Genomic DNA, 20,999 nt, shown 5'->3' with positions numbered 1-20,999 from the left:
GATTTCTATACTTTTGTCTGTTTGTAACAAAAAACTAACTATGTCGTTCGGAAAAGGATGTTTCTAATGAAGCGCTTATTCTGCTTTGCCGCATTTGCGGCTGCATTGCTGGGGCACACCTATACCGCACAGGCAGCAGGTGTGGAGTTCGGGGTCGGCCAGACCAGCGACTCGACCATGACTTATCGTCTGGGGATGCAATTCGATTGGGACAAGAGTTGGTGGCAAAGCGACGTAGGCCGTCTGACCGGCTACTGGAGCGGTGCCTACACTTACTGGGAAGGGGATAAGACGTCCAGTAACCACAGCCTGTCGTTTTCGCCGGTCTTCGTGTATGAATTTTCCGGTGAAAGCGTGAAGCCTTACGTCGAGGCCGGCATAGGCGTTGCGCTGTTCGACAAGACCGAGCTGGAAGATAACAAGCTCGGTAGCTCGTTCCAGTTCGAAGACCGCATCGGCTTTGGCCTGCGCTTCACTGGCGGACATGAAGTGGGCATTCGCGCCACTCACTATTCCAACGCGGGCATCAAGTCGGATAACGATGGCGTGGAAAGCTACGCCCTGCACTACACGATGCCGTTGTAATACCTGAACCTGTGGGGAGCAGTTGCTTGCAACGGCGCTGGTGCAGTTGGCTTTGATGTCGACTGCGCTACCGCTATCGCGAGCAGGCTCGCTCCCACACTGTTTCGCGGGTAGCCGCGAGTCTGATATCCCCCGCTGATCCCTGTGGGAGCGAGCCTGCTCGCGATAGTGGCGGTGATGTTCTACCGATACGCCGTCGTAATCCCGCGGCGTTCTTCAATGCATTCCGGTGCCCCCATTTCGAACTCCCGACAGATCAGCGGGCGCTTTTCGTAGATGGTGCACTTCATGCTGTCGCGATCCAGCGCCGCGCACCAGCCGTCATCGAGGCGCAACATCACTTCCCCACCCCAATCGTCCGTGGCGATGAAGCGTTGCGGGACGCCGGTGTCGGTGATCAGCAGTACTTCCAATTGGCAGCAGCACGCCGCGCACGTTGAACACGTAACGGTCGGTGCGGTGAGGTCAGCAAGAGGGATGGTTTCCATGGCGCGCAGTGTAAGGCAAGCGGGCCGCTCAGGGTCGACCCTTGATCGGTGAGGTGGCGCTTATCTGACGAGGATCGATGTCCGCCTGTGCCGTCTGGCCCGATGGCGGTAACGGCCACAGCGCGGCCAGGGCCGTGATCGGGAGCAGCACTTCCTGAGGCCGTTCGACCAACTGGCTCAGGATGTAAGCGGCCGATTCGTCCGCCGCCCCTGGTGTGGCCGGAAAATTCGCCAGGCTCCCAAGCGCGCTATCGAAGTCCGGGCGAACGAGCGTTACGTCGATGTGTTCGGAGGCGCGAGCCGATTCGAATAGATAACGCATTGCTCCACTGCTGCCCTCGGTATGGGACGGTGGCAGGTAAGTTGCCGGGCTGATGATTCCCACCAGCAGGGGCGCGGTGCCGGCACGCAGCAATGGCGAGGCTGTTTCGATGCAAAGGCTGGCGACCAACAGGTTGCTGCGCACAATATGTTCGATGAGAGAAGCGTCGGGGAGCTGACCGTTGACGTACTCGGTGGTGCCGGCGTTCAGGATCAGCGTGTCCAGCGCCCCCCACTGCTGAGCGATCTGATCAGTGATGTCACGTACCGTCTGGCCGTCGGTCAAGTCGCCGTGCATCCTCAATACCTGGCCTGGATAACGTGTCGAGAGGGCTTCGCAGGATTGAGCAGAGCGTGAACTGATGGCCAGGTTCGCCCCGGTTTCGAGTATTGCCTGGGCCAACGAAGCGCCGACTCCGTTACCAGCGCCCGTCAGCCAATATCGCCGTGGTGGTCTCTGACCCATTCCATACTCCTTTTGATCGGGGCGGCACGCCGCGACGGGTAGCGGCCATTCACAGCAAAGTCCTTGCGTTTAGTCTGACTATATCTCGCATAGTTGGACGCGACCCTGGATTTCGCTAATTTCATGTTCGCTGATCGCCCGGCTTTTCGGACATGGCCTGTTGTCGCGCCGGCAGATTCCTGAAAGCCGCCAGCGCACGCTCCCGGGATTGTTTGAGATTGACGATCGGCGCCGGGTAGTTCGCGCGACCAAACAATCCGCCCAAAGGATTATGGACCTCTTGCGTATCCAGATCGTTCAGCTCAGGCAACCAGCGTTTGATAAACCGGCCCTCACGGTCGAATTTCTCCGATTGGCTCAAGGGGTTGAAGATGCGGAACCAGGGCGCCGAATCCGTGCCGGTGGAAGCGCTCCATTGCCAGCCGCCGTTGTTGGCGGCCAGGTCACCGTCGATCAAGTGCTGCATGAAAAAGCGTTCGCCTTCGCGCCAGTCGATCAGCAGGTTCTTGGTGAGGAACATCGCGACGACCATTCGTAAACGGTTATGCATCCATCCTGTTTCCAATAATTGGCGCATGGCTGCATCGATGATTGGCAAACCGGTGCGAGCCTGCTTCCAAGCTGTCAGTTCTTCAGGCGCATTGCGCCAGGTCAGGGCTTCGGTTTCCGGGCGGAACGCGCGATGACGGGACACACGAGGAAAGCCCACTAGAATGTGTTTATAGAACTCACGCCAGAGCAATTCATTGATCCAGGTCACGGTTCCGACACTTCCGCTCTCGAATTCGCCCTGGTTGGCTTGTAATGCGGCGTGCAGGCACTGGCGCGGCGAGACCACACCCGCCACCAGATAAGCCGAAAGCTGGCTGGTACCGGGCCTGGCCGGGAAGTCCCGTTCGCTTTGGTAGAAGTCCAGGTGTTGATCGACAAAGGTGTCGAGGCGTCGCCGGGCTTCGTTTTCACCGGCGGGCCAGAGGGTGCGCAGGGAGTCGCTGGGAAGGGCAAACCCTTCTACCTGCGTTGGCACCGGATCGCTGTGGATACCGGTCGGTGCCTGCCGGGACGGTGCGCGGATCAGCTTCGGCAGCGAAAGGTGCAAGCGGCTGTAGCAGACTTTGCGAAATTGGCTGAACACCTGGAAATAACTGCCGGTCCGGGTCAGTACGCTGCCGGGCTTGAACAGCAACTGGTCGAGGTAGCTGTGAAAAGCGATGCCCTGGGCTTTCAGGCTTCGGGCTGCTTCGGCATCGCGCCGGGCTTCATTCACTCCGTATTCTTCGTTGACATGCACCGCGTCGATGTTCAGTTCGCGGCACAGCGTGAGCAGTACCGACGGAGCCTGATCCCAGTGCGGCGCATGGCGGATCAGCAAGGGGATGTTCAGTTCGCTCAAGGCTGCGCTCAACGAAGCCAGGTTACGCAGCCAGAAATCGATCTTGCATGGCGCATCATCATGGGCGCGCCATTGCCCGGGACTCGTCAGGTACACCGCCACGCAAGGCCCCTGGGCCGCGGCTGCCGCCAACGCGGTATTGTCGTTCAGGCGCAGGTCACTGCGCAGCCAGATCAGTTGCATGGGGTTTTCCATTTCAAAGAAGTGCTTTGCGACTCAGCTCGCGGTAGGCCGATAAAGGGTCTTCGGCCCAGGTGATGTCCTTCATCGAGCCGCTGGCGGAAAGTCTGGCGTGATGGATCGAGGCTGCGGTGCCGGCAATGAAGATCGGGCAGTCGATTCCGTTCAGCAGCCTGGGCAGTTGCGACAGGTTCAGGGCGTGACTGGAATACAGCAGTACGCCGCGGGCCTTGAGGCGCTCGACCGCCAAGGCCAGTTCGCCCGCCGGTATCGGCCCGTCGAAGACTTCCACTGGGCAATCGGCGCTGCTCGCCAGCCAGGCGGTGAGCCACAGGCCGGGTTCCAGGGGAACGTCCGAATGGTTGACCAGCAGCAGCGGCGCGCCGCGTAGCTGACGGTTGTTGTGGTAGATCCGACTGCCGAATTTGCTGCGCAGCCAGGAGTACAGGAACACCCTTTCCAATTGCGCGCCGAACAGGCCCTGCCAGCGCAACTGCATCTCCTCCAGCAACGGCAGCAGCAGCTGTTCACACACCGTCCAGGGCGGGTACAACCCCATTGCCTGGTTCACCAGGTCATCGACCTGGCGCTCGGCCAGTTGTGTCACTGCCAGCACGAGGGCGCGACGCTGTTGCTGCCAATCGCTGTCCAGCGGCTCGCTGGGCGGCTGCGGTGTGTCGAGCAAGGGCTTGATCTTGCTGACCGTCACGCCTCGGTCGATCCAGGCGAGAATACTCAGGATTCGCTGCACATGTTCGGCGTTGAACAACCGATGGCCCTTGGGGGTCCGCAACGGCACGATCAGGCCATAACGGCGTTCCCAGGCTCGCAACGTCACGGCGTTGACACCGGTTCGCCGCGCCACCTCGCGTATGGGAAGCCAGCCTTCCGCCAGGGCCTGGGCGAAATCGGCGCCAAGGTCTTCACCTGCGCTGGAGTCGGTATCGCCTTTCATCAGATGGCGTTCCGCAAACTGAGATTTTCCGGGTGCGGTTGCAGGTAGACCTGCTGCGCCAGGTAGGGATCGGGATGTTGGCGAAGGTGATGTTTGAGCAGGGTCAGTGGCACGACCAGCGGTACGATGCCGAGGCGGTACTGGGCGATGAGATGCTGAACTTCCTGTTTGTCCTCGGCGTCGATGGCGCGTTTGAGATAACCGCTCAGGTGCTGCAATACATTGGTATGGGTGCGGCGGGTGGCGCATTTTTTCAGGGCGGCCATCAGGGCGCTGAAGTATTGCGGGCCCAACTCGTTGGGGTCGGTCTTGCCCATGTTGCCCAACAGGTTGCCCAGGACTTTGTACTGCACGGGGTTGTGAGCCATCAGCAGGTATTTGTAGCGCGAGTGGAACGCGATCAGGTCCCGCCGGGTCAGGCCCTTGCGGCGCAGCGGCTGCCAGGCGGCGTAGGCGAACACCCGGGTCAGGAAGTTCTCCCGCAGCACCGGATCGTTGAGGCGGCCGTCTTCTTCCACCGGCAAGTCCGGGTGGAGGTCGCAGAATGCCTGGGCGTAGACGCCTCGCCCGCCACCTGGCTGCGACGCGCCGTTATGGTCGTAGACCTTGACCCGCTCCAGTCCGCATGACGGCGATTTCTGCATGAAGATGTAGCCGCAGATGTCATCCAGTTCCGCAGCCATTTGCCGAGCGTAATTGACCAAGGGACGGGTCACGTTGAGGTCCTGTGTCACCGTGCCGACCACTTCGGGGTGTTCGGGATCGCCCACCAAGCGGATCGGCTCTCTCGGAATGCCCAGGCCGATGGCGACTTCCGGGCAGACCGGCACGAAATCAAAGTGTTCCGCGAGACGGCTGCACAGCTGTGACTGCTTATGCCCGCCGTTGAAGCGAACTTCGGCTCCCATCAGGCAAGCGCTGATGGCTATTTTCGGGCGGATCATGGCTGAGTCGGGCATGGGCACCTCTGGTGTATAAACTTGTACAATTTATGTGTGCTTGTACAATTTTATTCATCATAGATCCATGGCTGTACAAGTCAACCCGGTTCGCATGAGGGGAGAGGCCGCTGGCGTTATTCGCGGGCAGGCTGCCGTCTCGTTCGACAGCAGCGGAGGGTGCAGGATGACGCGATCTACTGGAGGCTGGCGTGCAAGCGCCGCGCGGCTTCCTGGCCGCTGAGCCAGGCACCTTCGACCCGGCCGGACAAGCACCAGTCGCCACACACGTACAAGCCCAGGTCGGCATCGGCCAGGGCGCCCCACTCATGGTTGCCGGCAGGGCGGGCGTAGAGCCAGCGATGGGCCACGCTGAAGCTCGGGGCGGGCATGGCGCTGTGCAGCAGTTCGGCGAAGGCACCGTGCAGGTGTTCGATCACCGCTTCCTTGGGCAGGTCGATGTGTTGCCGGCTCCAGTCGCTGGTGGCGTGCAATACCCAGGTGTCGAGCTTGCTGTCGCGTCCCGGTTTGCTGCGGTTACGGGCCAGCCAGTCGAGGGGGCTGTCCTGCACGAAGCAACCTTCCATGGGGGTATCCAACGCCTGTTCGAAGGCCAGGGCAACGGCCCAGGTCGGGTCCATCTTCACGCCGGCCGCTACCCCGGCCAGTTTCGGCACGGCCGCCAGCAACGCGGTGGCCTGGGGCGCGGGAGTGGCGATGACGACCTGGCCGAAGGGGCCATGGGTGAAGCCTTCCGCGTCCTGCAAGTGCCAGTGTTCCTGGCCGCGGTATACCTCGGTGATCCGGCAGGAGAACTGCACTTGCAACTTGCCGAGCAGGGCGCGGGTGATGGCGCTCATGCGCGGGGTGCCGACCCAGCGGGTCTGTTCGTCCGGGGAAGGGGTCAGTTGTCCGTCCTGGAAGTTGTAGAGTTGCGGGTTCCACTCCGCCGCCCAGCCGTTGGCCTGCCAACGCTGGACTTCGGTGACGAAGCGGCGATCACGGGCGGTGAAATATTGCGCGCCCATGTCCAGGGTGCCAGCGTCGCTGCGTTTGCTGGACATGCGCCCGCCGCTGCCGTGGCTTTTATCGAAGAGTTGAACGACATGCCCGGCCTCCGTCAGGGCCTGGGCGGCTGAGAGTCCGGCGATGCCGGTACCGATGATTGCGATGGGTACAGTCATGGGGGCCTCGTTTACCTTTCTGTACAGACTACGCCGTCGCGTAAATCTGTACAATTTGGGTTTTTGGTATAAGTTTTACCGTTCGCATTTGAACAGGTTGACCTATTGTTAAACACAGACCCTGTCCGATACGAAAAATCCCTGCTTATAAAAATAGACTAATGGGCCAGGTAAAACGCGCTGCGAGGATCATCTCATGCACATATTGCTGACCGGCGGTACTGGTTTGATCGGACGTCAGCTCTGCCGCCTCTGGTCGGAGCAGGGACATCGCTTGACGGTATGGAGCCGCCGAGCCGAAGAGGTGGCCAAAATCTGCGGTGCGCAAGTGCGGGGAATCGCCAAGCTCGATGAGATCGACGAGCCGGTGGACGCGGTGGTCAATCTCGCGGGCGCGCCGATTGCCGATCGACCCTGGACCCACAAGCGCAAGATGTTGTTGTGGAGCAGCCGCGTTACCCTGACCGAGGTTTTGCTGGCGTGGCTGGAGCGCTGCGAGCGCAAACCCGCCGTGTTGATTTCAGGTTCTGCGGTGGGTTGGTACGGCGACGGCGGCGAACGGGAATTGACCGAGGAGTCGGGGCCGGTCAGCGAGGATTTCGCCAGCCAGCTGTGTATCGCCTGGGAAGAAACCGCGCAACGGGCCGAGGCCATGGGCATACGTGTGGTACTGGTTCGCACCGGCCTGGTCCTGTCCGCCGAGGGCGGCTTTTTGTCGCGGCTGCTATTGCCCTTCAAACTGGCGCTGGGTGGGCGTATCGGCAATGGGCGGCAATGGATGCCATGGGTCCACATCGATGATCAAATCGCCCTGATTGATTTTCTTCTGCACCGCGATGACGCCAGCGGTCCTTATAATGCCTGCGCGCCGAACCCGGTGCGTAATCGCGATTTCGCCAAGGCCCTGGGGCACGTGTTGAATCGGCCCGCCGTGATGCCGATGCCGGAGCTGGTACTGAAAATCGCACTGGGGGAGTTGTCACTGCTGTTGCTGGGCGGCCAGCGCGCCACGCCGGCCCGGTTGCAGGCGGCGGGTTTCACTTTCCGGTTCACGGATTTGCCTGCGGCACTGGACGACTTGTCCAGCCGCTTTTGAAATAGGACGTTGCATGACCGATCACGCGTTGCTTCTGGTGAATCTGGGTTCGCCTGCCTCCACTTCGGTGGCCGATGTACGCCGCTACCTCAATCAATTCCTGATGGACCCTTACGTCATCGACTTGCCATGGGCGGTGCGACGTTTGCTGGTGTCGCTGATCCTGATCAAGCGCCCTGAGCAATCGGCCCACGCCTATGCCTCGATCTGGTGGGAGGAAGGGTCGCCACTGGTGGTGATCAGCCGCCGGCTGCAACAGGCTATGGTCGCCCAGTGGACCCAGGGGCCGGTGGAACTGGCGATGCGTTACGGCGAGCCGTCCATCGAGTCGGCGCTGGTGCGCCTGGCGAGCCTGGGGCACAAGAAGGTCACCCTGGCGCCGTTGTATCCGCAGTTCGCTGATAGCACCGTCACCACTGTGATCGAAGAGGCCAAGCGGGTCGTGCGGGAAAAGAAGCTCGACGTGCAGTTCTCGATTCTTCAGCCGTTCTACGATCAGCCGGAATACCTCGACGCGCTGGTTGCCAGCGCCAAGCCCTATCTGATGCAGGATTACGATCACCTGCTGTTGAGTTTCCATGGCTTGCCGGAGCGGCACCTGACCAAGCTCGACCCGACCGGGTTTCATTGCTTCAAGGATGCCGACTGCTGCAAGAACGCGCCGCCGGAGGTCATTGCGACGTGCTACCGCGCCCAGTGCATTCGCACGGCCGAACTGTTCGCTCGGCAGATGGGGCTCAAGGACGGCCAATGGTCGGTGTCGTTCCAGTCCCGGCTCGGCCGCGCCAAATGGATCGAGCCCTACACCGAAGCGCGCCTGGAAGAATTGGCCAAAAGCGGGGTCAAGAAGGTGTTGGTGATGTGTCCGGCGTTCGTGGCCGACTGCATCGAGACCCTGGAAGAAATCGGTGACCGCGGGCGCGAGCAGTTCCGCGAGGCCGGGGGAGAGGAGTTGGTGTTAGTGCCGTGTCTCAATGATCAGCCACAGTGGGCCAAGGCGTTGAGCAGGTTGTGCGAACGGGCGCCGATCGCGTTGTAACATTCACGGGCCCTATCGCGAGCAGGCTCGCTCCCACATGGGGTGGGTTGTGTACACAGATTTTGTGACCAACCGAGATCCAGTGTGGGAGCGAGCCTGCTCGCGATGGGGCCATGTCAGGCAACATCTCAGAGCAGCGGTTCATCCGCCTTCTTCTGCTTCCAACCATCGTTACCTGGCAGCAGCAGGTTCAGCCCGATCGCCACCACCGCGCACAGCGCGATGCCTTTGAGGCCGAAGTCATCCGGGCCGGTGCCGGTTCCCACCAGCACGCCGCCGATGCCGAACACCAGTGTCACCGAAACGATCACCAGGTTGCGCGCTTCGCCCAGGTCGATCTTGTGACGGATCAGGGTGTTCATGCCCACCGCTGCAATCGAACCGAACAACAGGCACAGGATCCCGCCCATGACCGGTACCGGGATGCTTTGCAGCAATGCGCCGAACTTGCCGATGAAGGCCAGGGCGATGGCAAAGATCGCCGCCCAGGTCATGATTTTCGGGTTGTAGTTCTTGGTCAGCATCACCGCGCCGGTGACTTCGGCATAGGTGGTGTTGGGCGGACCGCCAAACAGACCGGCTGCGGTGGTGGCGATGCCGTCACCGAGCAGGGTCCGATGCAGGCCCGGCTTTTTCAGGTAGTCGCGACCGGTCACGCTGCCCACGGCAATCACCCCGCCAATGTGCTCGATGGCCGGCGCCAGGGCCACCGGCACGATGAACAGGATCGCCTGCCAGTTGAACGCGGGAGCGGTGAAGGCCGGCAGCGCGAACCATGGCGCGGCGGCGATTTTGCCGGTATCCACCACGCCGAAGAAAAACGCCATGGCGAAGCCTACCAGCACGCCGGAGATGATCGGCACCAGACGGAAGATACCTTTGCCGAACACCGCGACAATCAGCGTGGTGAGCAGGGCCGGCATCGAGATCATCATCGCGGTCTGGTAGTGGATCAGCTCAGTGCCGTCGCCGGCCTTGCCCATCGCCATGTTCGCGGCAATCGGCGCCATCGCCAGGCCGATGGAAATGATCACCGGGCCGATGACCACTGGCGGCAGCAGCCGGTCGATGAAACCGGTGCCCTTGATCTTCACGGCCAGGCCCAGGAAGGTATAGACGAAACCGGCCGCCATCACGCCGCCCATGGTCGCCGCGAGGCCGAACTGGCCCTTGGCGAGAATGATCGGGGTGATGAAGGCAAAGCTCGACGCCAGGAACACCGGTACCTGCCGTCCGGTGACGATCTGGAACAGAATCGTTCCCAGACCTGCGGTAAACAGCGCGACGTTCGGGTCCAGCCCGGTGATCAGCGGCATCAACACCAGAGCGCCGAAGGCGACGAACAGCATCTGTGCGCCGGACAGTACCTGGCGCCAGAGCGGATCGTTGAACTCGTCCTGCATGCTCAGGCGTCCTTCTGCTTGGTGCCGAAGATCTTGTCGCCGGCATCGCCCAGGCCCGGGATGATGTAGCCATGCTCGTTGAGTTTCTGGTCGATGGAGGCGGTATAGATGGTCACGTCCGGGTGAGCGTCCTGGACCACCTTGATGCCTTCGGGGGCGGCAACCAGGACCATGGCGCGGATGTCGCGACAACCGGCCTTTTTCAACAGGTCGATGGTGGCGACCATGGAACCGCCGGTGGCGAGCATCGGGTCGATGATCATGGCCAGGCGCTCGTCAATTTCCGGTACCAGCTTTTCCAGGTAGGTGTGGGCCTGCAGCGTTTCTTCGTTGCGAGCCACGCCCACGGCGCTGACCTTGGCACCCGGGATCAGGCTCAGCACGCCCTCGAGCATACCGATGCCGGCGCGCAGGATCGGCACCACGGTGATCTTCTTGCCGGCGATTTTCTCCACCTGGACCGCACCGGCCCAGCCATCGATCTCGTAGGATTCCAGTGGCAGGTCCTTGGTGGCTTCGTAGGTGAGCAGCGCACCGACTTCCTGGGCGAGCTCGCGAAAGTTCTTCGTGCTGATATCGGCGCGGCGCATCAGGCCGAGTTTGTGTCTGATCAGCGGATGGCGGATCTCGAGGATAGGCATGGGGAGGGCTCCGGCGGCGGGCAAAAAAACCGGGCTAGATTAATCTATCCCGATGGCTTGTCCTATAGACAATACAGAACGTTAGTCCACAAACCCTTGATCTGGCCGGGCGGGATGCGTACCTTTGCCCGCTTTTCCGAACCTGCACCCCTGGAGAGCAACATGTCCGCTGATATCGAGCATATCCGTCAAATCATGGCGGAGGCTGATTGCCTGTACACCGAAGCCGAAGTCGAAGCAGCCATTGCCCGGGTCGGTGCGCAGATCAACGACCAACTGGCCGATTCCAATCCGGTGGTGTTCTGTGTCATGAACGGCGGGCTGATCTTCTCCGGCAAGCTGCTGACCTACCTGAACTTCCCGTTGGAGGCGTCGTACCTGCATGCCACCCGTTATCGCAACGAAACCAGCGGCGGCGACCTGTTCTGGAAAGCCAAGCCGGAAGTCTCGTTCATCGACCGTGACGTGCTGATCATCGACGACATCCTCGACGAAGGGCACACCCTGGGCGCGATCATCGACTTCTGCCGGCATGCCGGCGCCCGCGCCGTGCACACCGCTGTGTTGATCGACAAGGACCACGACCGCAAGGCTCGTCCCGACCTGAAGGCCGATTTTGTCGGCTTGCCATGCATCGACCGCTACATCTTCGGTTATGGCATGGATTACAAGGGTTACTGGCGCAACGCCAACGGTATTTTCGCCGTCAAGGGCATGTGATCGATGACTCGCCCGGGTTTCCTGGACCAAACGCTGTTCGATGAGCTGGCCGAGAAAGCCGCGGCCAGCCCTCGCGGCCGGCAGCACCATAACTTCCATCAGATGGACGAGCCCTGTCATCGGATGGCGGTGGGTTTGCAACCTTCCACCTACATCCCGCCCCATCGCCACCTCGGTGCCGACAAGGCAGAAACCCTGCTGGTGCTCAAGGGCCGCCTGGGTGTGTTGATCTTTGACGAAGCCGGTGCGGTGACGGACAAGCGCATCCTCCAGGCCGGTGGCGATTGCCTCGGCGTCGACCTGCCGGCCGGCGTGTATCACGGCCTGGTGGTGCTGGAAGCCGACAGCTTGATGTTCGAGTGCAAGGCTGGCCCTTACCGGCCAGTGGGTGAGGGCGAGATGGCCCACTGGGCGCCTCGGGAAGGCGAGTCGGGTGTGGCTGAGTACCACACCTGGATGCGCGCGCAGTTCGACTGAGCGCCCAACAGGATATTTTGTGGGAGCAAAGCTTGCTCGCGAACAGGCGCCTCGGTTTCGAAGGCAGACCGCGTCAGCTTCATCGCGGGCAAGCCTTGCTCCCACAAGCCGCCAGCCAATGCTCACTCTTGATCCGTGCCTGCTCCAGAGTCTGCACATACGCCAGTTGGCGCTGCTCGCGATGGATGCCGGCGCGGCGTAGCTTCAGGCGCACTCTCGGGGTGGTCGCTACCAGGATCAGGCCGATATCGTGCTTGCGGTAGTCCTTCAGGATGTTTTCAAACGCAGCCAGTGCCGTCATGTCCAGCATCGGCACGGCGCTCATCTCTACCACCACGACGCGGACTCCCGGATCGAACCGACGCAGCACATCCAGGGCTTTTTCTGCCGCACCGAAGAACAACGGGCCGCGAATTCCGTAGCAACGCACGTGCTCAGGCATATCCAGTAGCGCCTGGTGAAAGTGCCGCGGCAGTTCGGCGCTGTCGGTCAGCTCGCTCATGCGCTTGATGAACAGCCCGGCCGCCAGCAGCAGGCCGACGGAGACCGCCAGGACCATGTCGAACAGCACTGTCAGGCCCAGGCAGGTCAGCAGCACCAGCACATCGCTGCGCGGGGCGATACGCAAGGTGTGCAGCACGTGCCCGGCTTCGCTCATGTTCCAGGCGACCATCACCAGCAGCGCCGCCAGCGCGGCCATGGGCAGGTAGCTGAACAGCGGCGCCAACAGCATGATCGCCGCCAGTACCACGAGGCTGTGGATGATCGATGCCAAGGGCGAAGATGCGCCGCTGCGCACGTTGGTGGCGCTGCGGGCAATCGCGGCGGTGGCGGTGATGCCGCCGAACAGCGGCGCCACCAGGTTGCCCAGGCCCTGGCCCATCAGCTCTGCGTTGGGATCGTGTTTGCTGCCGGTCATGCCGTCCGCCACCACGGCGCATAACAGCGACTCGATGGCACCGAGCATGGCGATGGCGAAGGCGGGTGACAGCAACTGTCGGATCAGGTCGTAGGACAGCACCAACGGCCGCCCCTGGCCGTCAGGAAGATTCCAGGGCCAGTCGAAGCTTGGCAGGAACGGTGGAATTCCCGGATGGCTGATGCCATCGACCACGTAACTGAAGCGTTCCCCCAACGTTGCCACTGGCCACCCGCCGCGCTCCAGTGCCCAGCCCAGCAATGCCCCGACCAGCAGGGCGACCAAGTGGCCTGGCACCCGCGGAATCCAGCGCGGCCAGATGACCAGAACCGCCAGGCACACGACACCGATGAGGCTGTCACCGAGGTGGGCGCCCGGCAGTGCCACGATCAGCTCGCCCAGTTGTTCGACGTAATGTCGGGCCTGGCCGACAGTCGTCAGGCCCAATAGATCTTTCAGTTGCAGGGTGGCGATGACCACGCCGATGCCAGCGGTGAAACCGAGGATGACGGGATAAGGGATGTACTGGATCAGACGCCCGGCGCGCATCAGTCCCAGGGCAATCAGAATCAATCCGGCCAGCATCGTGCACAACAGCAGGCCGCCTGGCCCGTATTGCTGGGTGATAGGCAGCAGGATCACCACGAATGCAGCTGTCGGCCCGCTCACGTTGAAACGCGAGCCGCCGGTCAGGGCGATCAGCGGTGCGGCCACCAGCACCGTGTACAAGCCGTGTTGCGGCGGCACGCCCACTGCGATTGCCAAGGCCATCGCCAGGGGGATGGCGATGATCCCGACCGTCAGCCCGGCCACCAGGTCGCCCCGCAGGCGTTCAAGGGTATAACCGGCCCGCCAGCTTTGGCGCCAGGCGGCGAATAGAGGTGGCGCGGAGAAGGACATGGGTACTCCTCAAAAGGAATGGGCAAACAATACCGAGTTCCCTGTGGTGAGGGACAGAATGATGGCCCTTTGAGTATGCCTGCTACGGCGTCCCCCGGTATTGACCTGGATCGTTTATTTTTACTGGTCATGCTCATGCTAGAGTGCGGGGCCAAGATCCCGGAGCCTGTCATGATTGTATCGATCCGCCGCCGTGCCGCCTTGCTTCTGATTTCCAGCCTGCCGCTGGTGGCCGTTGCCGCGCCGATGCACAGCCAGTTCCTGCCGCCCGACGACCTGACCGTGCGCCAGGAGCAGCCCGAACAGCAGCAACTGCTGCAAGTTACCGAGTACTCGGTGGTACTGGGCAATCAGCGTCAGTCCAACCAGCAACCGATACCGGTGACTTCGCCGTTGCTGGTGCGCCTCAAGGGCAAGCCCCTGAACAAAGGCGCCACCATCAATCAGGTGATCCTCAACTTCGATGGCGAAAGCAAGAGCCTGAAGAAACCGGTCTTTGACGAGGCGAGCAAGACCCTGACCCTGTCTTATCCACAGGCGCATTATCGGGCGGTCATCGATCTGCTGCGCAATGACACGGTGTATGTGCAGTTCCTCAGCTATGCCAACGGCCACGTCTGGGCCGATCTGCACACCGGAGCGGTACACCCGCGTTGAGCGCCGGGGCCTGCCGGGGGTAAACTGCCTGCCCCGTGAACTGTGCGAGTTGGAGCCGGCAATGCGTAAAGACAAGAAACAAGTGATTGGTGACGAGATTGGCGATGAACAGATCAAGCTGTTCCTCAATTTCGAACCGGCCGATGCCACCTCGCCGTCGTTGCACAAACTGATCAAGGGTTACCGTGGCCTGCGGGTCGATGATTTCGAGCGTTTCCTGACCTTCTTCGTCGAAGCCGGCTATGACCTCAATGGCAAGGATGAGCACGGTAACGACTTCATTGCGTTGATCCAGGATCAGCGCAATTCCGAGGAATACATCGAGTTGTTCAACAAGGCGCGCGGCTGAGCGTGTCAGGGCGGATTTAACGCCTTTCGGGGCGTTTGATCGTCTTCTTTTAGTTTCTCAATACTCTTTTAAGAGATGTCCGAAAGGTTATGTCACCATTCGGACTGTTCTGTTTCAGTTTGATTTCCATTACTTTTGCGTTGGGACCGGATGGTTTCAATTCAATCGTTTTAATGGAGCTGTATTCATCATGGAAGATAAAAGCAAATGTATCGCTGGGGCGTTGTTGGCCTTGCTCGGTTGCCTGGCAAGTTCGGTTTCCAATGCGTTCGATGAGATCGTCAATGTGGAGATTTTCAACGCAACATCGGCAATGATTGTTCCCGGCAGCGACTTCACCTGGACCCAGGACCCGGCCAATGCAGGCCATGGCTTTTCGGTAAGTCCCGGCGCGAGTCAGGAACTGACCTATTACCTGCCACAGTCGCGCGCCGAGCGGGAGTCTTTTACCTACACCCAAGGCAGTCGCAAGTGCCACTTCAGTTTCGGGCATATAGCCAAAGCTCCAGTGAGTGATGAGCAAACAATGCCTTATCGCCGTTGGGTTGATGCACAACCCCAAGATTCCTGTGTCGCAGAGTTGTTTGAGATTGATGATGACGACGATTACGTTCGTCATGGCGGAACACGCATCAAGTTCAATATGAAATAAACGCGGAAAATAAAAAGCCTCCATCAGTTGGAGGCTTTTTATTTATAACGACAGAGGGTCAGGCGTAACTTTGAGCCTTGCTGTCTTCAACCAGTTCCAGCGCGATGTTGTTCTGCGCATTGATCTTGCGATACAGCGCCGCGTCGGTTTCCAGCACTTTTTCCCGGGCCGGGAAGATTTCCGCGAGCTTGGTCGCCCACTCTCCCTTGGCCTTGTCCGGGAAGCAGCGCTCGATCAGGTCCAGCATGATCGACACGGTCACCGAAGCGCCTGGCGATGCGCCGAGCAGGGCGGCGAGGGTACCGTCCTTGGCTGCCACCAGCTCGGTACCGAACTGCAGGACGCCACCTTTCTTCGGATCTTTCTTGATGATCTGCACCCGTTGGCCGGCCACTTCCAGGCGCCAGTCCTCGGCTTTCGCCTCGGGGTAGAAGCGGCGCAGGGATTCCAGGCGCTGCTCCATGGACTGCATCACTTCGCTGATCAGGTACTTGGTCAGGTCCATGTTGTCCCGGGCTACCGCCAGCATCGGGCCGATGTTGCCGGCGCGTACCGACAGTGGCAGGTCCATGATGGAGCCGTGCTTGAGAAACTTGGTGGTGAAACCGGCGTAAGGTCCGAACAGCAGGGATTTCTTGCCATCGACCACGCGGGTATCCAGGTGCGGCACCGACATCGGCGGCGAGCCCACCGCGGCCTGGCTGTAGACCTTGGCCTGGTGGTGCTTGACCACTTCCGGGTTGTCGCAACGCAGCCACTGGCCACTGACCGGGAAGCCGCCGAAGCCCTTGCTTTCCTCGATGCCCGAGGCTTGCAGCAGTGGCAACGCCGCGCCGCCGGCACCCAGGAAGACGAACTTGGCATCGACGTCGCGGCTGGCACCGGAGTTGACGTCCTTGATGCTTACGGTCCAGCCGCTGCCGTTGCGCTTGAGGCCGGTGACGCGCTTGCAGTACTTGACCTGGGTGTCGGGCGCGCTGGTCAAGTGTTTGAGCAGTTGGTTGGTCAGGGCACCGAAGTTGACGTCGGTGCCGTTCATGACCCGGGTGGCGGCGATGACTTCATCGGCCGGACGCCCCGGCATCATCAGCGGCATCCACTCAGCCATCTTGCCTTTGTCTTCGGTGTATTCCATGTCGGCGAAGGCGTGATGCTGGCTCAGCAGTTCGAAGCGCTTCTTCAGGAATGACACGCCTTTTTCGCCCTGCACGAAGCTCAGGTGCGGCACCGGGGCGATAAAGGATTTGGAGGAGCCGAACGTGCTCTTCTGGGTCAGGTACGTCCAGAACTGCTTCGACACCTCGAACTGGGTGTTGATGTGCACGGCTTTCTTGATGTCGACACTGCCATCGGCCGCTTGCGGCGTGTAGTTCAGCTCACACAGACCGGCGTGGCCGGTACCGGCGTTGTTCCAAGGGTTGGAACTCTCCGCGGCACCGGAATCCATCAGCTCGACGACTTCCAGCGAAATCGCGGGGTCGAGCTCCTTGAGCAGCACGGCCAGGGTGGCACTCATGATGCCGGCCCCTACCAGAACTACATCGACTGCTTCGTTATGCGCCATTTAACGCGTCTCCAAAATCTGCAGCACCAAATTGTCGGCATAGCGGCCAGGAGTGACGGGGCAGGTCGGTTGCGCCCCAGGTACCCATGGCCAGGATCGCCATGTCCGAATCTTCGCAATTTTTTGCAACTGCTACGGATGCATGCAGCCTGGCCTCAAGAGTCACATGAACTCATTTCAGCGCCGGGCAGGCAATTCGACTTATGGCCGAGACATCCGTTCGTGCAACCAAATCCGTAGCGGACAGGCTTCAGGCGCCGGTTCTTGAGCGATATCCGGTCCTGTGTCGTTGGGCTGTTTCAGACGCCAATGGTGCTTGTTCAGACGCAAAACTCTTCATTTGCTCGCCACACTCTTGTGAAGTTGTGAAAACCCGTTTTTTCACGCTCTTTTGAAGACGTGAACCTCAAAAAAGGGCTGTCCCAGCCAGGCACCGTGTCCGGATTGTTTGCCCCATGCAGTACATGACAGGCAAAACGGGCAGACAGCTCAGTGACCGAGCGTAATGACAGCTCTGCAGATTCGCGAAAAGTGGTGATTGGCCCGGAAACAGCAGGCGCGCCAGCTTCACTCGATCTGTGTGGGCGGCTCTCTGTGGGCGATGCGGGGTGCCAATGCAAGCGCATCAGCGGTGTTGCGAGGCCCGATCAGGAGACGTCCTTATAATCGGGGGGAGATTGTAACGAAGAAACGCAGGAAAATGGTCGTGTTTAATGACTTTTATTAGCCATTCGGTCAGATGGCCAACAACTGGCGGCCGCGCGCGCGACTACGAAGCGGCTGTACGCGGGCGCTGGCGGGTAAAGGCTGATTCAGCCAGTTGAGACGGATTTCTTCGATTTCCACCCAGCCTTCGCCCATGGGTTGCAGGCTGCATTGCTTGAACGCCTGGCAGCGGCCGTTGCGATCCAGCAGGGCGAAGCTGCGATGCTGTGGGCGCGGAGTGAACAAGGAGACGAGAAGGCGCATGGTCGGATTTCCGTGTCGGGGGACTTGTGAGCAGCCTGACAGCGAGCCATGACATGCCGGTGTAAGGACCGTGACAATGGAGTGACAGGAACCGACATTGGCGGTACATGTCAGAAATTTCAGTATTCATTCGGCTGGTTCGCCGCGATGGCGCACCGCTATACTGCGGGTCTGTCAGTGCCCGATTCTGGAGAGAAGAGCATGTTGCAACGCCTGTTGTTCGGTTTGATCGCTGTGACCAGTCTGACCCTTGTCGGCTGCGCCCACAGCCCGCAACAACTTAACCCGGAACCCAAGCTCAACGCCCAGCTGGCGCCTGTGGGTCATGGCCAGCCGGTGGTGGTACGGGTGGTGGACGGCCGTCCATCGCCGACGCTCGGCACCCGCGGCGGGCTGTACCCGGAAACCAGCGTCATCACGGTTCAGGGCGCACAGATCCTGCCCAAGCTGCAGGCCCAGGCTGAAGCCGCCGTACGTTTGCTGGGCTTCACCCCTACCGCGAACGCGATGAATGCTCCACAGCTGACCGTTACCCTGGCCGAACTCAAGTATCAATCGCCCAAGGAAGGCATGTACGTGACCGAAGCCACCATCGGCGCGACCTTCCGTTCCGACGTGCAGAACGCCAACCGCCGTTACAGCGGTCGTTATGGGGCTTCGCTGGACCAGCGTTTCGGCATGGCGCCCAATCAGGACACCAATACCAAGCTGGTCAGCGATGTGTTGAGCGACGCCCTGACCCGGCTGTTCAAGGACCCGACCATTGGCCAGGTGCTGGCTGAGTAAGATCCGGGCCTGACCCCCGCCTGTGGGAGCGAGCCTACTCGCGATAGCGGCGTCACATTTGAAATCACTGTGACTGATAAACCGCTATCGCGAGCAGGGCTCGCTCCCACAGGTTTTTTTTTGCGCGATTTTTCTAGGCGGCCTGTGAATACAGTTCCAGCACACTGATGCCCGTCAGCAGATCGGTCTCCGGCAGGTCGGCATGTTGATGACCACCGAGGGCGCAATACACCAGCCAATGTGGGTCCTGTACGTTGAAGGACAGGCTGCCGACGAGGTTTTGCTGTTCGTCGCTTGGGGTGATGAGGTAGAGGCGATCCTGGTTTTCGGCGTGGAGCATGACGGGGTCCGGTCAGGTTTGGAGGGCGACAGGGTGGCTTATCCAGATGACGAAACCGTGACGGTGAACATAAGTCCGTAGCTCAGCCTCGCAGCAACGAAGCTCTGTGGGAGCAAGGCTTGGACGCGATGAAGCTGACGCGGTTACCGAGGATCGAAGCGCCTTCATCGCGGGCAAGCCTTGCTCCCACAGGTCGGAAAAAACAGGGCAGGGCAGTGGGCTTTCGGTAGAATCCGCGCCCTGCTCGCAAGTCCCGGGCGTGTTCCGTTCCGTTTTCCCTTGAGGTTTGTGATGTCGCTGCATCTGCTTTCGTTGTTCGCCGCCCACCCGGCCAAACTGATCAACTTGTTCGCCTTGCTGTTTGCCTGCCCGGGCGGCTGGGTGCTGCACGCGACACGCCGCCGTGAGCAACGGGCGCGAGCGAGCCTGCAAGCAGGCAATCGCAATGGTGAAGAACGGTTCGAAGCGTTGCTGGACCTGGCGACGCAGCGCATGAACCGGTTTTTCTACCGATTCGGCTTTGGCTGCCTGGCGTTGGCGTTGCTGGTGTCGTGGATCAGCACGCAGATCAGCTGAGATTTACCGGAAGCAAGGATGCTTTTGTGGCGAGGGTGCCTGTGGGAGCAAAGCTTGCTCGCGAAACAGGCACCTCGATTTCCGAAAGTATCGTGTCGTTTTCATCGCGGGCAAGCCTTGCTCCCACAGGTCGCCCTCAGGTATGCCGCGTTACAACGCCAACCCCGCCTTCACCCGATACTGATTACGCACCGGCGTTGCATATTGCAGGATCAGGAACGGTCGGTGTTCCGCCGGGCACGCATCCAGCCGGCGTTGCCATTCTTCCTGCGCCTTGGCCAGTTCATCGGCGCCGAATACCTCGGCCGCCTGCGGAACCTGCAATTGCGGATCGGCGTCGGCCCACTGGGCGTAAGCCAGGTAATGCACCGGAAACAGGCGGTAGCCGCCGAGAATCTGCCGATCCATCTCCTGGGCCAATTGCTTGGTGTCTTCGAACAGTTCGGTGATCGGTGCGGCAAAGTTCACGTGCACCCGGCCCTTGTATCCAGTGATGCCTTTGGCGATGCTCACATCATCTTCGCCCGGTGCCTTGGTGTAGGTGCCGGTGGTGGCTCGGATGTACAGCTCGCGGGCCTTGGCCTGGTCGCACGGGTCGTATTCGTAACTGATCGACACGGGAGTGAGGTTCAGCGACTGGATGACCTCGCCAAATGGCTCGTCCTTGCGGCTCATATGGAACATCTTGAGGATGGCCGATTCGGTACGGTCGTCGCCGTCCTTGGCCCGCCCTTCGGCCTGGGCGATCCAGATCGAGGCGCAGTCGTTGCGGATCGAGTGGTTGATATACGCTGACAGCAACTGGTAGGCCGCCATCTTCTCTCGCCGTCCGGTGATGGAGCGGTGCACGATGAAACTCTTGTTCAGGCGCATCAGGTCACTGACAAAAGGTTTTTGCAGCAGGTTGTCGCCAATGGCGATGCGCGGGGTCGGCAGGCCGGCGTGGTACACCGCATAGTTGACGAAGGCCGGGTCCATCACGATGTCGCGATGGTTGGCAATGAACAGGTACGCGCTGCCGGACTTGAATTGCTCCACCCCTGTATAGGTCACGCCGTCGGTGGCACGCTCGATGGTGTGGTCGACGTAGAACTCGACTTTATCCTGCAAAGTGGCGACCGATGTCACGCTGGCGAACTCACGGCGCAATCTTTGCGCTATAAGAGGTTTGAGCATCCAGCCGAATGCGCCGGCCAGGCGCGGGAAGCGGAAGTGGGTGAGGATATCTAGAAACGCCTTGTCGCCGAGCAGCCGGGCCAGCACCGCTGGGACTTCGCTGTCGTCGTAAGGTCGGATGGCATCGAATTCGCCCATCATGCTCTCTTGTTGGAAACGGCTAGGGTAAGTTAAAGGTTCGATCGAAAAAACGACGGGGCATGGCCTGGAAGATAAGCCAGACGA

23 protein-coding genes are annotated in these 20,999 nt (G+C 60.7%); 10 read left to right on the top strand and 13 right to left on the bottom strand.

Features of this window, described 5'->3' with window-relative positions; genetic code table 11:
* Nucleotides 1-66 precede the first annotated feature (66 nt).
* Complete coding sequence (locus PCOSP_RS24245; protein WP_139644826.1) at nucleotides 67-585, top strand: acyloxyacyl hydrolase; 519 nt, start codon at nucleotides 67-69, stop codon at nucleotides 583-585.
* A gap of 182 nt (nucleotides 586-767) precedes the next feature.
* Here the strand turns inward: PCOSP_RS24245 and PCOSP_RS24240 are convergent, their stop codons facing one another.
* From PCOSP_RS24240 to PCOSP_RS24215, 6 genes are all read right to left on the bottom strand, one after another.
* The gene (locus PCOSP_RS24240; protein ID WP_024778144.1) at nucleotides 768-1,073 is read right to left on the bottom strand and encodes a YkgJ family cysteine cluster protein; all 306 of its coding nucleotides are present in this window, start codon (nucleotides 1,071-1,073) and stop codon (nucleotides 768-770) included.
* A gap of 28 nt (nucleotides 1,074-1,101) precedes the next feature.
* The gene (locus PCOSP_RS24235) at nucleotides 1,102-1,860 is read right to left on the bottom strand and encodes an SDR family NAD(P)-dependent oxidoreductase (protein ID WP_139644828.1); all 759 of its coding nucleotides are present in this window, start codon (nucleotides 1,858-1,860) and stop codon (nucleotides 1,102-1,104) included.
* Between the two features lie 121 nt (nucleotides 1,861-1,981).
* Nucleotides 1,982-3,436, bottom strand: a complete 1,455-nt coding sequence (gene phrB, locus PCOSP_RS24230; protein ID WP_464709667.1) for a deoxyribodipyrimidine photo-lyase — start codon at nucleotides 3,434-3,436, stop codon at nucleotides 1,982-1,984.
* Between the two features lie 13 nt (nucleotides 3,437-3,449).
* The gene (locus tag PCOSP_RS24225) at nucleotides 3,450-4,388 is read right to left on the bottom strand and encodes a MerR family transcriptional regulator (RefSeq protein WP_175386187.1); all 939 of its coding nucleotides are present in this window, start codon (nucleotides 4,386-4,388) and stop codon (nucleotides 3,450-3,452) included.
* A complete protein-coding gene (locus PCOSP_RS24220) occupies nucleotides 4,388-5,347 on the bottom strand; it encodes a YbgA family protein (RefSeq protein WP_139644834.1) in 960 nt (319 codons plus the stop codon). Before PCOSP_RS24220 ends, PCOSP_RS24225 begins: the two co-directional genes overlap by 1 nt.
* A gap of 176 nt (nucleotides 5,348-5,523) precedes the next feature.
* Entirely contained in the window at nucleotides 5,524-6,510 is a 987-nt protein-coding gene (locus tag PCOSP_RS24215; protein ID WP_139644835.1) for an NAD(P)/FAD-dependent oxidoreductase, read from the bottom strand.
* Between the two features lie 196 nt (nucleotides 6,511-6,706).
* Between PCOSP_RS24215 and PCOSP_RS24210 the strand changes: the two genes are divergently transcribed.
* Together PCOSP_RS24210 and hemH are read left to right on the top strand one after the other, a co-directional pair.
* Nucleotides 6,707-7,606, top strand: coding sequence for a TIGR01777 family oxidoreductase (locus PCOSP_RS24210; protein WP_464709666.1), 900 nt, complete (start codon nucleotides 6,707-6,709; stop codon nucleotides 7,604-7,606).
* A 13-nt stretch (nucleotides 7,607-7,619) separates the two neighbouring features.
* Nucleotides 7,620-8,645 (top strand): ferrochelatase, encoded by a 1,026-nt coding sequence (gene hemH / locus PCOSP_RS24205; RefSeq protein ID WP_464709665.1) that lies wholly within the window; start codon nucleotides 7,620-7,622, stop codon nucleotides 8,643-8,645.
* A gap of 128 nt (nucleotides 8,646-8,773) precedes the next feature.
* Here hemH and PCOSP_RS24200 read toward each other — a convergent pair whose 3' ends face one another.
* Nucleotides 8,774-10,048, bottom strand: a complete 1,275-nt coding sequence (locus PCOSP_RS24200) for a uracil-xanthine permease family protein (protein WP_175363480.1) — start codon at nucleotides 10,046-10,048, stop codon at nucleotides 8,774-8,776.
* Between the two features lie 2 nt (nucleotides 10,049-10,050).
* A complete protein-coding gene (gene upp / locus PCOSP_RS24195) occupies nucleotides 10,051-10,689 on the bottom strand; it encodes a uracil phosphoribosyltransferase (protein WP_024778135.1) in 639 nt (212 codons plus the stop codon).
* A gap of 162 nt (nucleotides 10,690-10,851) precedes the next feature.
* Between upp and PCOSP_RS24190 the strand changes: the two genes are divergently transcribed.
* The gene (locus PCOSP_RS24190; protein WP_464709663.1) at nucleotides 10,852-11,409 is read left to right on the top strand and encodes a hypoxanthine-guanine phosphoribosyltransferase; all 558 of its coding nucleotides are present in this window, start codon (nucleotides 10,852-10,854) and stop codon (nucleotides 11,407-11,409) included.
* Nucleotides 11,410-11,412: 3 nt separating this feature from the next.
* Nucleotides 11,413-11,886 (top strand): WbuC family cupin fold metalloprotein, encoded by a 474-nt coding sequence (locus PCOSP_RS24185; RefSeq protein ID WP_175386191.1) that lies wholly within the window; start codon nucleotides 11,413-11,415, stop codon nucleotides 11,884-11,886.
* Nucleotides 11,887-11,965: 79 nt separating this feature from the next.
* On the opposite strand, the gene dauA is transcribed toward PCOSP_RS24185, so the two are convergent.
* Nucleotides 11,966-13,705, bottom strand: a complete 1,740-nt coding sequence (gene dauA, locus PCOSP_RS24180) for a C4-dicarboxylic acid transporter DauA (RefSeq protein WP_464709662.1) — start codon at nucleotides 13,703-13,705, stop codon at nucleotides 11,966-11,968.
* 171 nt (nucleotides 13,706-13,876) lie between these two features.
* On the opposite strand from dauA, the gene PCOSP_RS24175 reads away from it, so the two are divergent.
* The 3 genes from PCOSP_RS24175 (at nucleotide 13,877) to PCOSP_RS24165 (ending at nucleotide 15,363) form a co-directional block, all read left to right on the top strand.
* On the top strand, nucleotides 13,877-14,362 hold the full coding sequence (locus PCOSP_RS24175; protein ID WP_041022098.1) for a hypothetical protein: 486 nt from the start codon (nucleotides 13,877-13,879) through the stop codon (nucleotides 14,360-14,362).
* A 61-nt stretch (nucleotides 14,363-14,423) separates the two neighbouring features.
* Nucleotides 14,424-14,711: a PA4642 family protein gene (locus PCOSP_RS24170; RefSeq protein WP_139644848.1), complete on the top strand. Its 288-nt coding sequence runs from the start codon at nucleotides 14,424-14,426 to the stop codon at nucleotides 14,709-14,711.
* A 190-nt stretch (nucleotides 14,712-14,901) separates the two neighbouring features.
* A complete protein-coding gene (locus PCOSP_RS24165) occupies nucleotides 14,902-15,363 on the top strand; it encodes a hypothetical protein (RefSeq protein WP_464709661.1) in 462 nt (153 codons plus the stop codon).
* A 58-nt stretch (nucleotides 15,364-15,421) separates the two neighbouring features.
* On the opposite strand, the gene mqo is transcribed toward PCOSP_RS24165, so the two are convergent.
* Nucleotides 15,422-16,927: a malate dehydrogenase (quinone) gene (mqo, locus tag PCOSP_RS24160; protein ID WP_139644852.1), complete on the bottom strand. Its 1,506-nt coding sequence runs from the start codon at nucleotides 16,925-16,927 to the stop codon at nucleotides 15,422-15,424.
* A 735-nt stretch (nucleotides 16,928-17,662) separates the two neighbouring features.
* Nucleotides 17,663-17,896: a hypothetical protein gene (locus PCOSP_RS24155; RefSeq protein ID WP_139644854.1), complete on the bottom strand. Its 234-nt coding sequence runs from the start codon at nucleotides 17,894-17,896 to the stop codon at nucleotides 17,663-17,665.
* A 201-nt stretch (nucleotides 17,897-18,097) separates the two neighbouring features.
* Between PCOSP_RS24155 and PCOSP_RS24150 the strand changes: the two genes are divergently transcribed.
* Nucleotides 18,098-18,682: a YajG family lipoprotein gene (locus PCOSP_RS24150; protein ID WP_047701387.1), complete on the top strand. Its 585-nt coding sequence runs from the start codon at nucleotides 18,098-18,100 to the stop codon at nucleotides 18,680-18,682.
* Between the two features lie 133 nt (nucleotides 18,683-18,815).
* Here PCOSP_RS24150 and PCOSP_RS24145 read toward each other — a convergent pair whose 3' ends face one another.
* Complete coding sequence (locus PCOSP_RS24145; protein ID WP_041020607.1) at nucleotides 18,816-19,022, bottom strand: hypothetical protein; 207 nt, start codon at nucleotides 19,020-19,022, stop codon at nucleotides 18,816-18,818.
* A gap of 291 nt (nucleotides 19,023-19,313) precedes the next feature.
* Between PCOSP_RS24145 and PCOSP_RS24140 the strand changes: the two genes are divergently transcribed.
* A complete protein-coding gene (locus PCOSP_RS24140; RefSeq protein WP_139644856.1) occupies nucleotides 19,314-19,598 on the top strand; it encodes a hypothetical protein in 285 nt (94 codons plus the stop codon).
* A 150-nt stretch (nucleotides 19,599-19,748) separates the two neighbouring features.
* Here the strand turns inward: PCOSP_RS24140 and PCOSP_RS24135 are convergent, their stop codons facing one another.
* Complete coding sequence (locus tag PCOSP_RS24135) at nucleotides 19,749-20,915, bottom strand: 1-acyl-sn-glycerol-3-phosphate acyltransferase (protein ID WP_139644858.1); 1,167 nt, start codon at nucleotides 20,913-20,915, stop codon at nucleotides 19,749-19,751.
* Nucleotides 20,916-20,999: the final 84 nt, after the last annotated feature.

It is taken from the genome of Pseudomonas sp. MAFF 730105, assembly GCF_055380705.1.
This window is presented reverse-complemented; position numbering and strand designations above follow the sequence as displayed.

Excerpts from the sequence above, each read along its gene's own strand:
- PCOSP_RS24245 (WP_139644826.1), top strand. The coding sequence starts at position 67 with ATGAAGCGCTTATTCTGCTTTGCCGCATTTGCGGCTGCATTGCTGGGG.
- PCOSP_RS24240 (WP_024778144.1), bottom strand. The coding sequence starts at position 1,073 with ATGGAAACCATCCCTCTTGCTGACCTCACCGCACCGACCGTTACGTGT.
- PCOSP_RS24235 (WP_139644828.1), bottom strand. The coding sequence starts at position 1,860 with ATGGGTCAGAGACCACCACGGCGATATTGGCTGACGGGCGCTGGTAAC.
- phrB (WP_464709667.1), bottom strand. The coding sequence starts at position 3,436 with ATGCAACTGATCTGGCTGCGCAGTGACCTGCGCCTGAACGACAATACC.
- PCOSP_RS24225 (WP_175386187.1), bottom strand. The coding sequence starts at position 4,388 with ATGAAAGGCGATACCGACTCCAGCGCAGGTGAAGACCTTGGCGCCGAT.
- PCOSP_RS24220 (WP_139644834.1), bottom strand. The coding sequence starts at position 5,347 with ATGCCCGACTCAGCCATGATCCGCCCGAAAATAGCCATCAGCGCTTGC.
- PCOSP_RS24215 (WP_139644835.1), bottom strand. The coding sequence starts at position 6,510 with ATGACTGTACCCATCGCAATCATCGGTACCGGCATCGCCGGACTCTCA.
- PCOSP_RS24210 (WP_464709666.1), top strand. The coding sequence starts at position 6,707 with ATGCACATATTGCTGACCGGCGGTACTGGTTTGATCGGACGTCAGCTC.
- hemH (WP_464709665.1), top strand. The coding sequence starts at position 7,620 with ATGACCGATCACGCGTTGCTTCTGGTGAATCTGGGTTCGCCTGCCTCC.
- PCOSP_RS24200 (WP_175363480.1), bottom strand. The coding sequence starts at position 10,048 with ATGCAGGACGAGTTCAACGATCCGCTCTGGCGCCAGGTACTGTCCGGC.
- upp (WP_024778135.1), bottom strand. The coding sequence starts at position 10,689 with ATGCCTATCCTCGAGATCCGCCATCCGCTGATCAGACACAAACTCGGC.
- PCOSP_RS24190 (WP_464709663.1), top strand. The coding sequence starts at position 10,852 with ATGTCCGCTGATATCGAGCATATCCGTCAAATCATGGCGGAGGCTGAT.
- PCOSP_RS24185 (WP_175386191.1), top strand. The coding sequence starts at position 11,413 with ATGACTCGCCCGGGTTTCCTGGACCAAACGCTGTTCGATGAGCTGGCC.
- dauA (WP_464709662.1), bottom strand. The coding sequence starts at position 13,705 with ATGTCCTTCTCCGCGCCACCTCTATTCGCCGCCTGGCGCCAAAGCTGG.
- PCOSP_RS24175 (WP_041022098.1), top strand. The coding sequence starts at position 13,877 with ATGATTGTATCGATCCGCCGCCGTGCCGCCTTGCTTCTGATTTCCAGC.
- PCOSP_RS24170 (WP_139644848.1), top strand. The coding sequence starts at position 14,424 with ATGCGTAAAGACAAGAAACAAGTGATTGGTGACGAGATTGGCGATGAA.
- PCOSP_RS24165 (WP_464709661.1), top strand. The coding sequence starts at position 14,902 with ATGGAAGATAAAAGCAAATGTATCGCTGGGGCGTTGTTGGCCTTGCTC.
- mqo (WP_139644852.1), bottom strand. The coding sequence starts at position 16,927 with ATGGCGCATAACGAAGCAGTCGATGTAGTTCTGGTAGGGGCCGGCATC.
- PCOSP_RS24155 (WP_139644854.1), bottom strand. The coding sequence starts at position 17,896 with ATGCGCCTTCTCGTCTCCTTGTTCACTCCGCGCCCACAGCATCGCAGC.
- PCOSP_RS24150 (WP_047701387.1), top strand. The coding sequence starts at position 18,098 with ATGTTGCAACGCCTGTTGTTCGGTTTGATCGCTGTGACCAGTCTGACC.
- PCOSP_RS24145 (WP_041020607.1), bottom strand. The coding sequence starts at position 19,022 with ATGCTCCACGCCGAAAACCAGGATCGCCTCTACCTCATCACCCCAAGC.
- PCOSP_RS24140 (WP_139644856.1), top strand. The coding sequence starts at position 19,314 with ATGTCGCTGCATCTGCTTTCGTTGTTCGCCGCCCACCCGGCCAAACTG.
- PCOSP_RS24135 (WP_139644858.1), bottom strand. The coding sequence starts at position 20,915 with ATGATGGGCGAATTCGATGCCATCCGACCTTACGACGACAGCGAAGTC.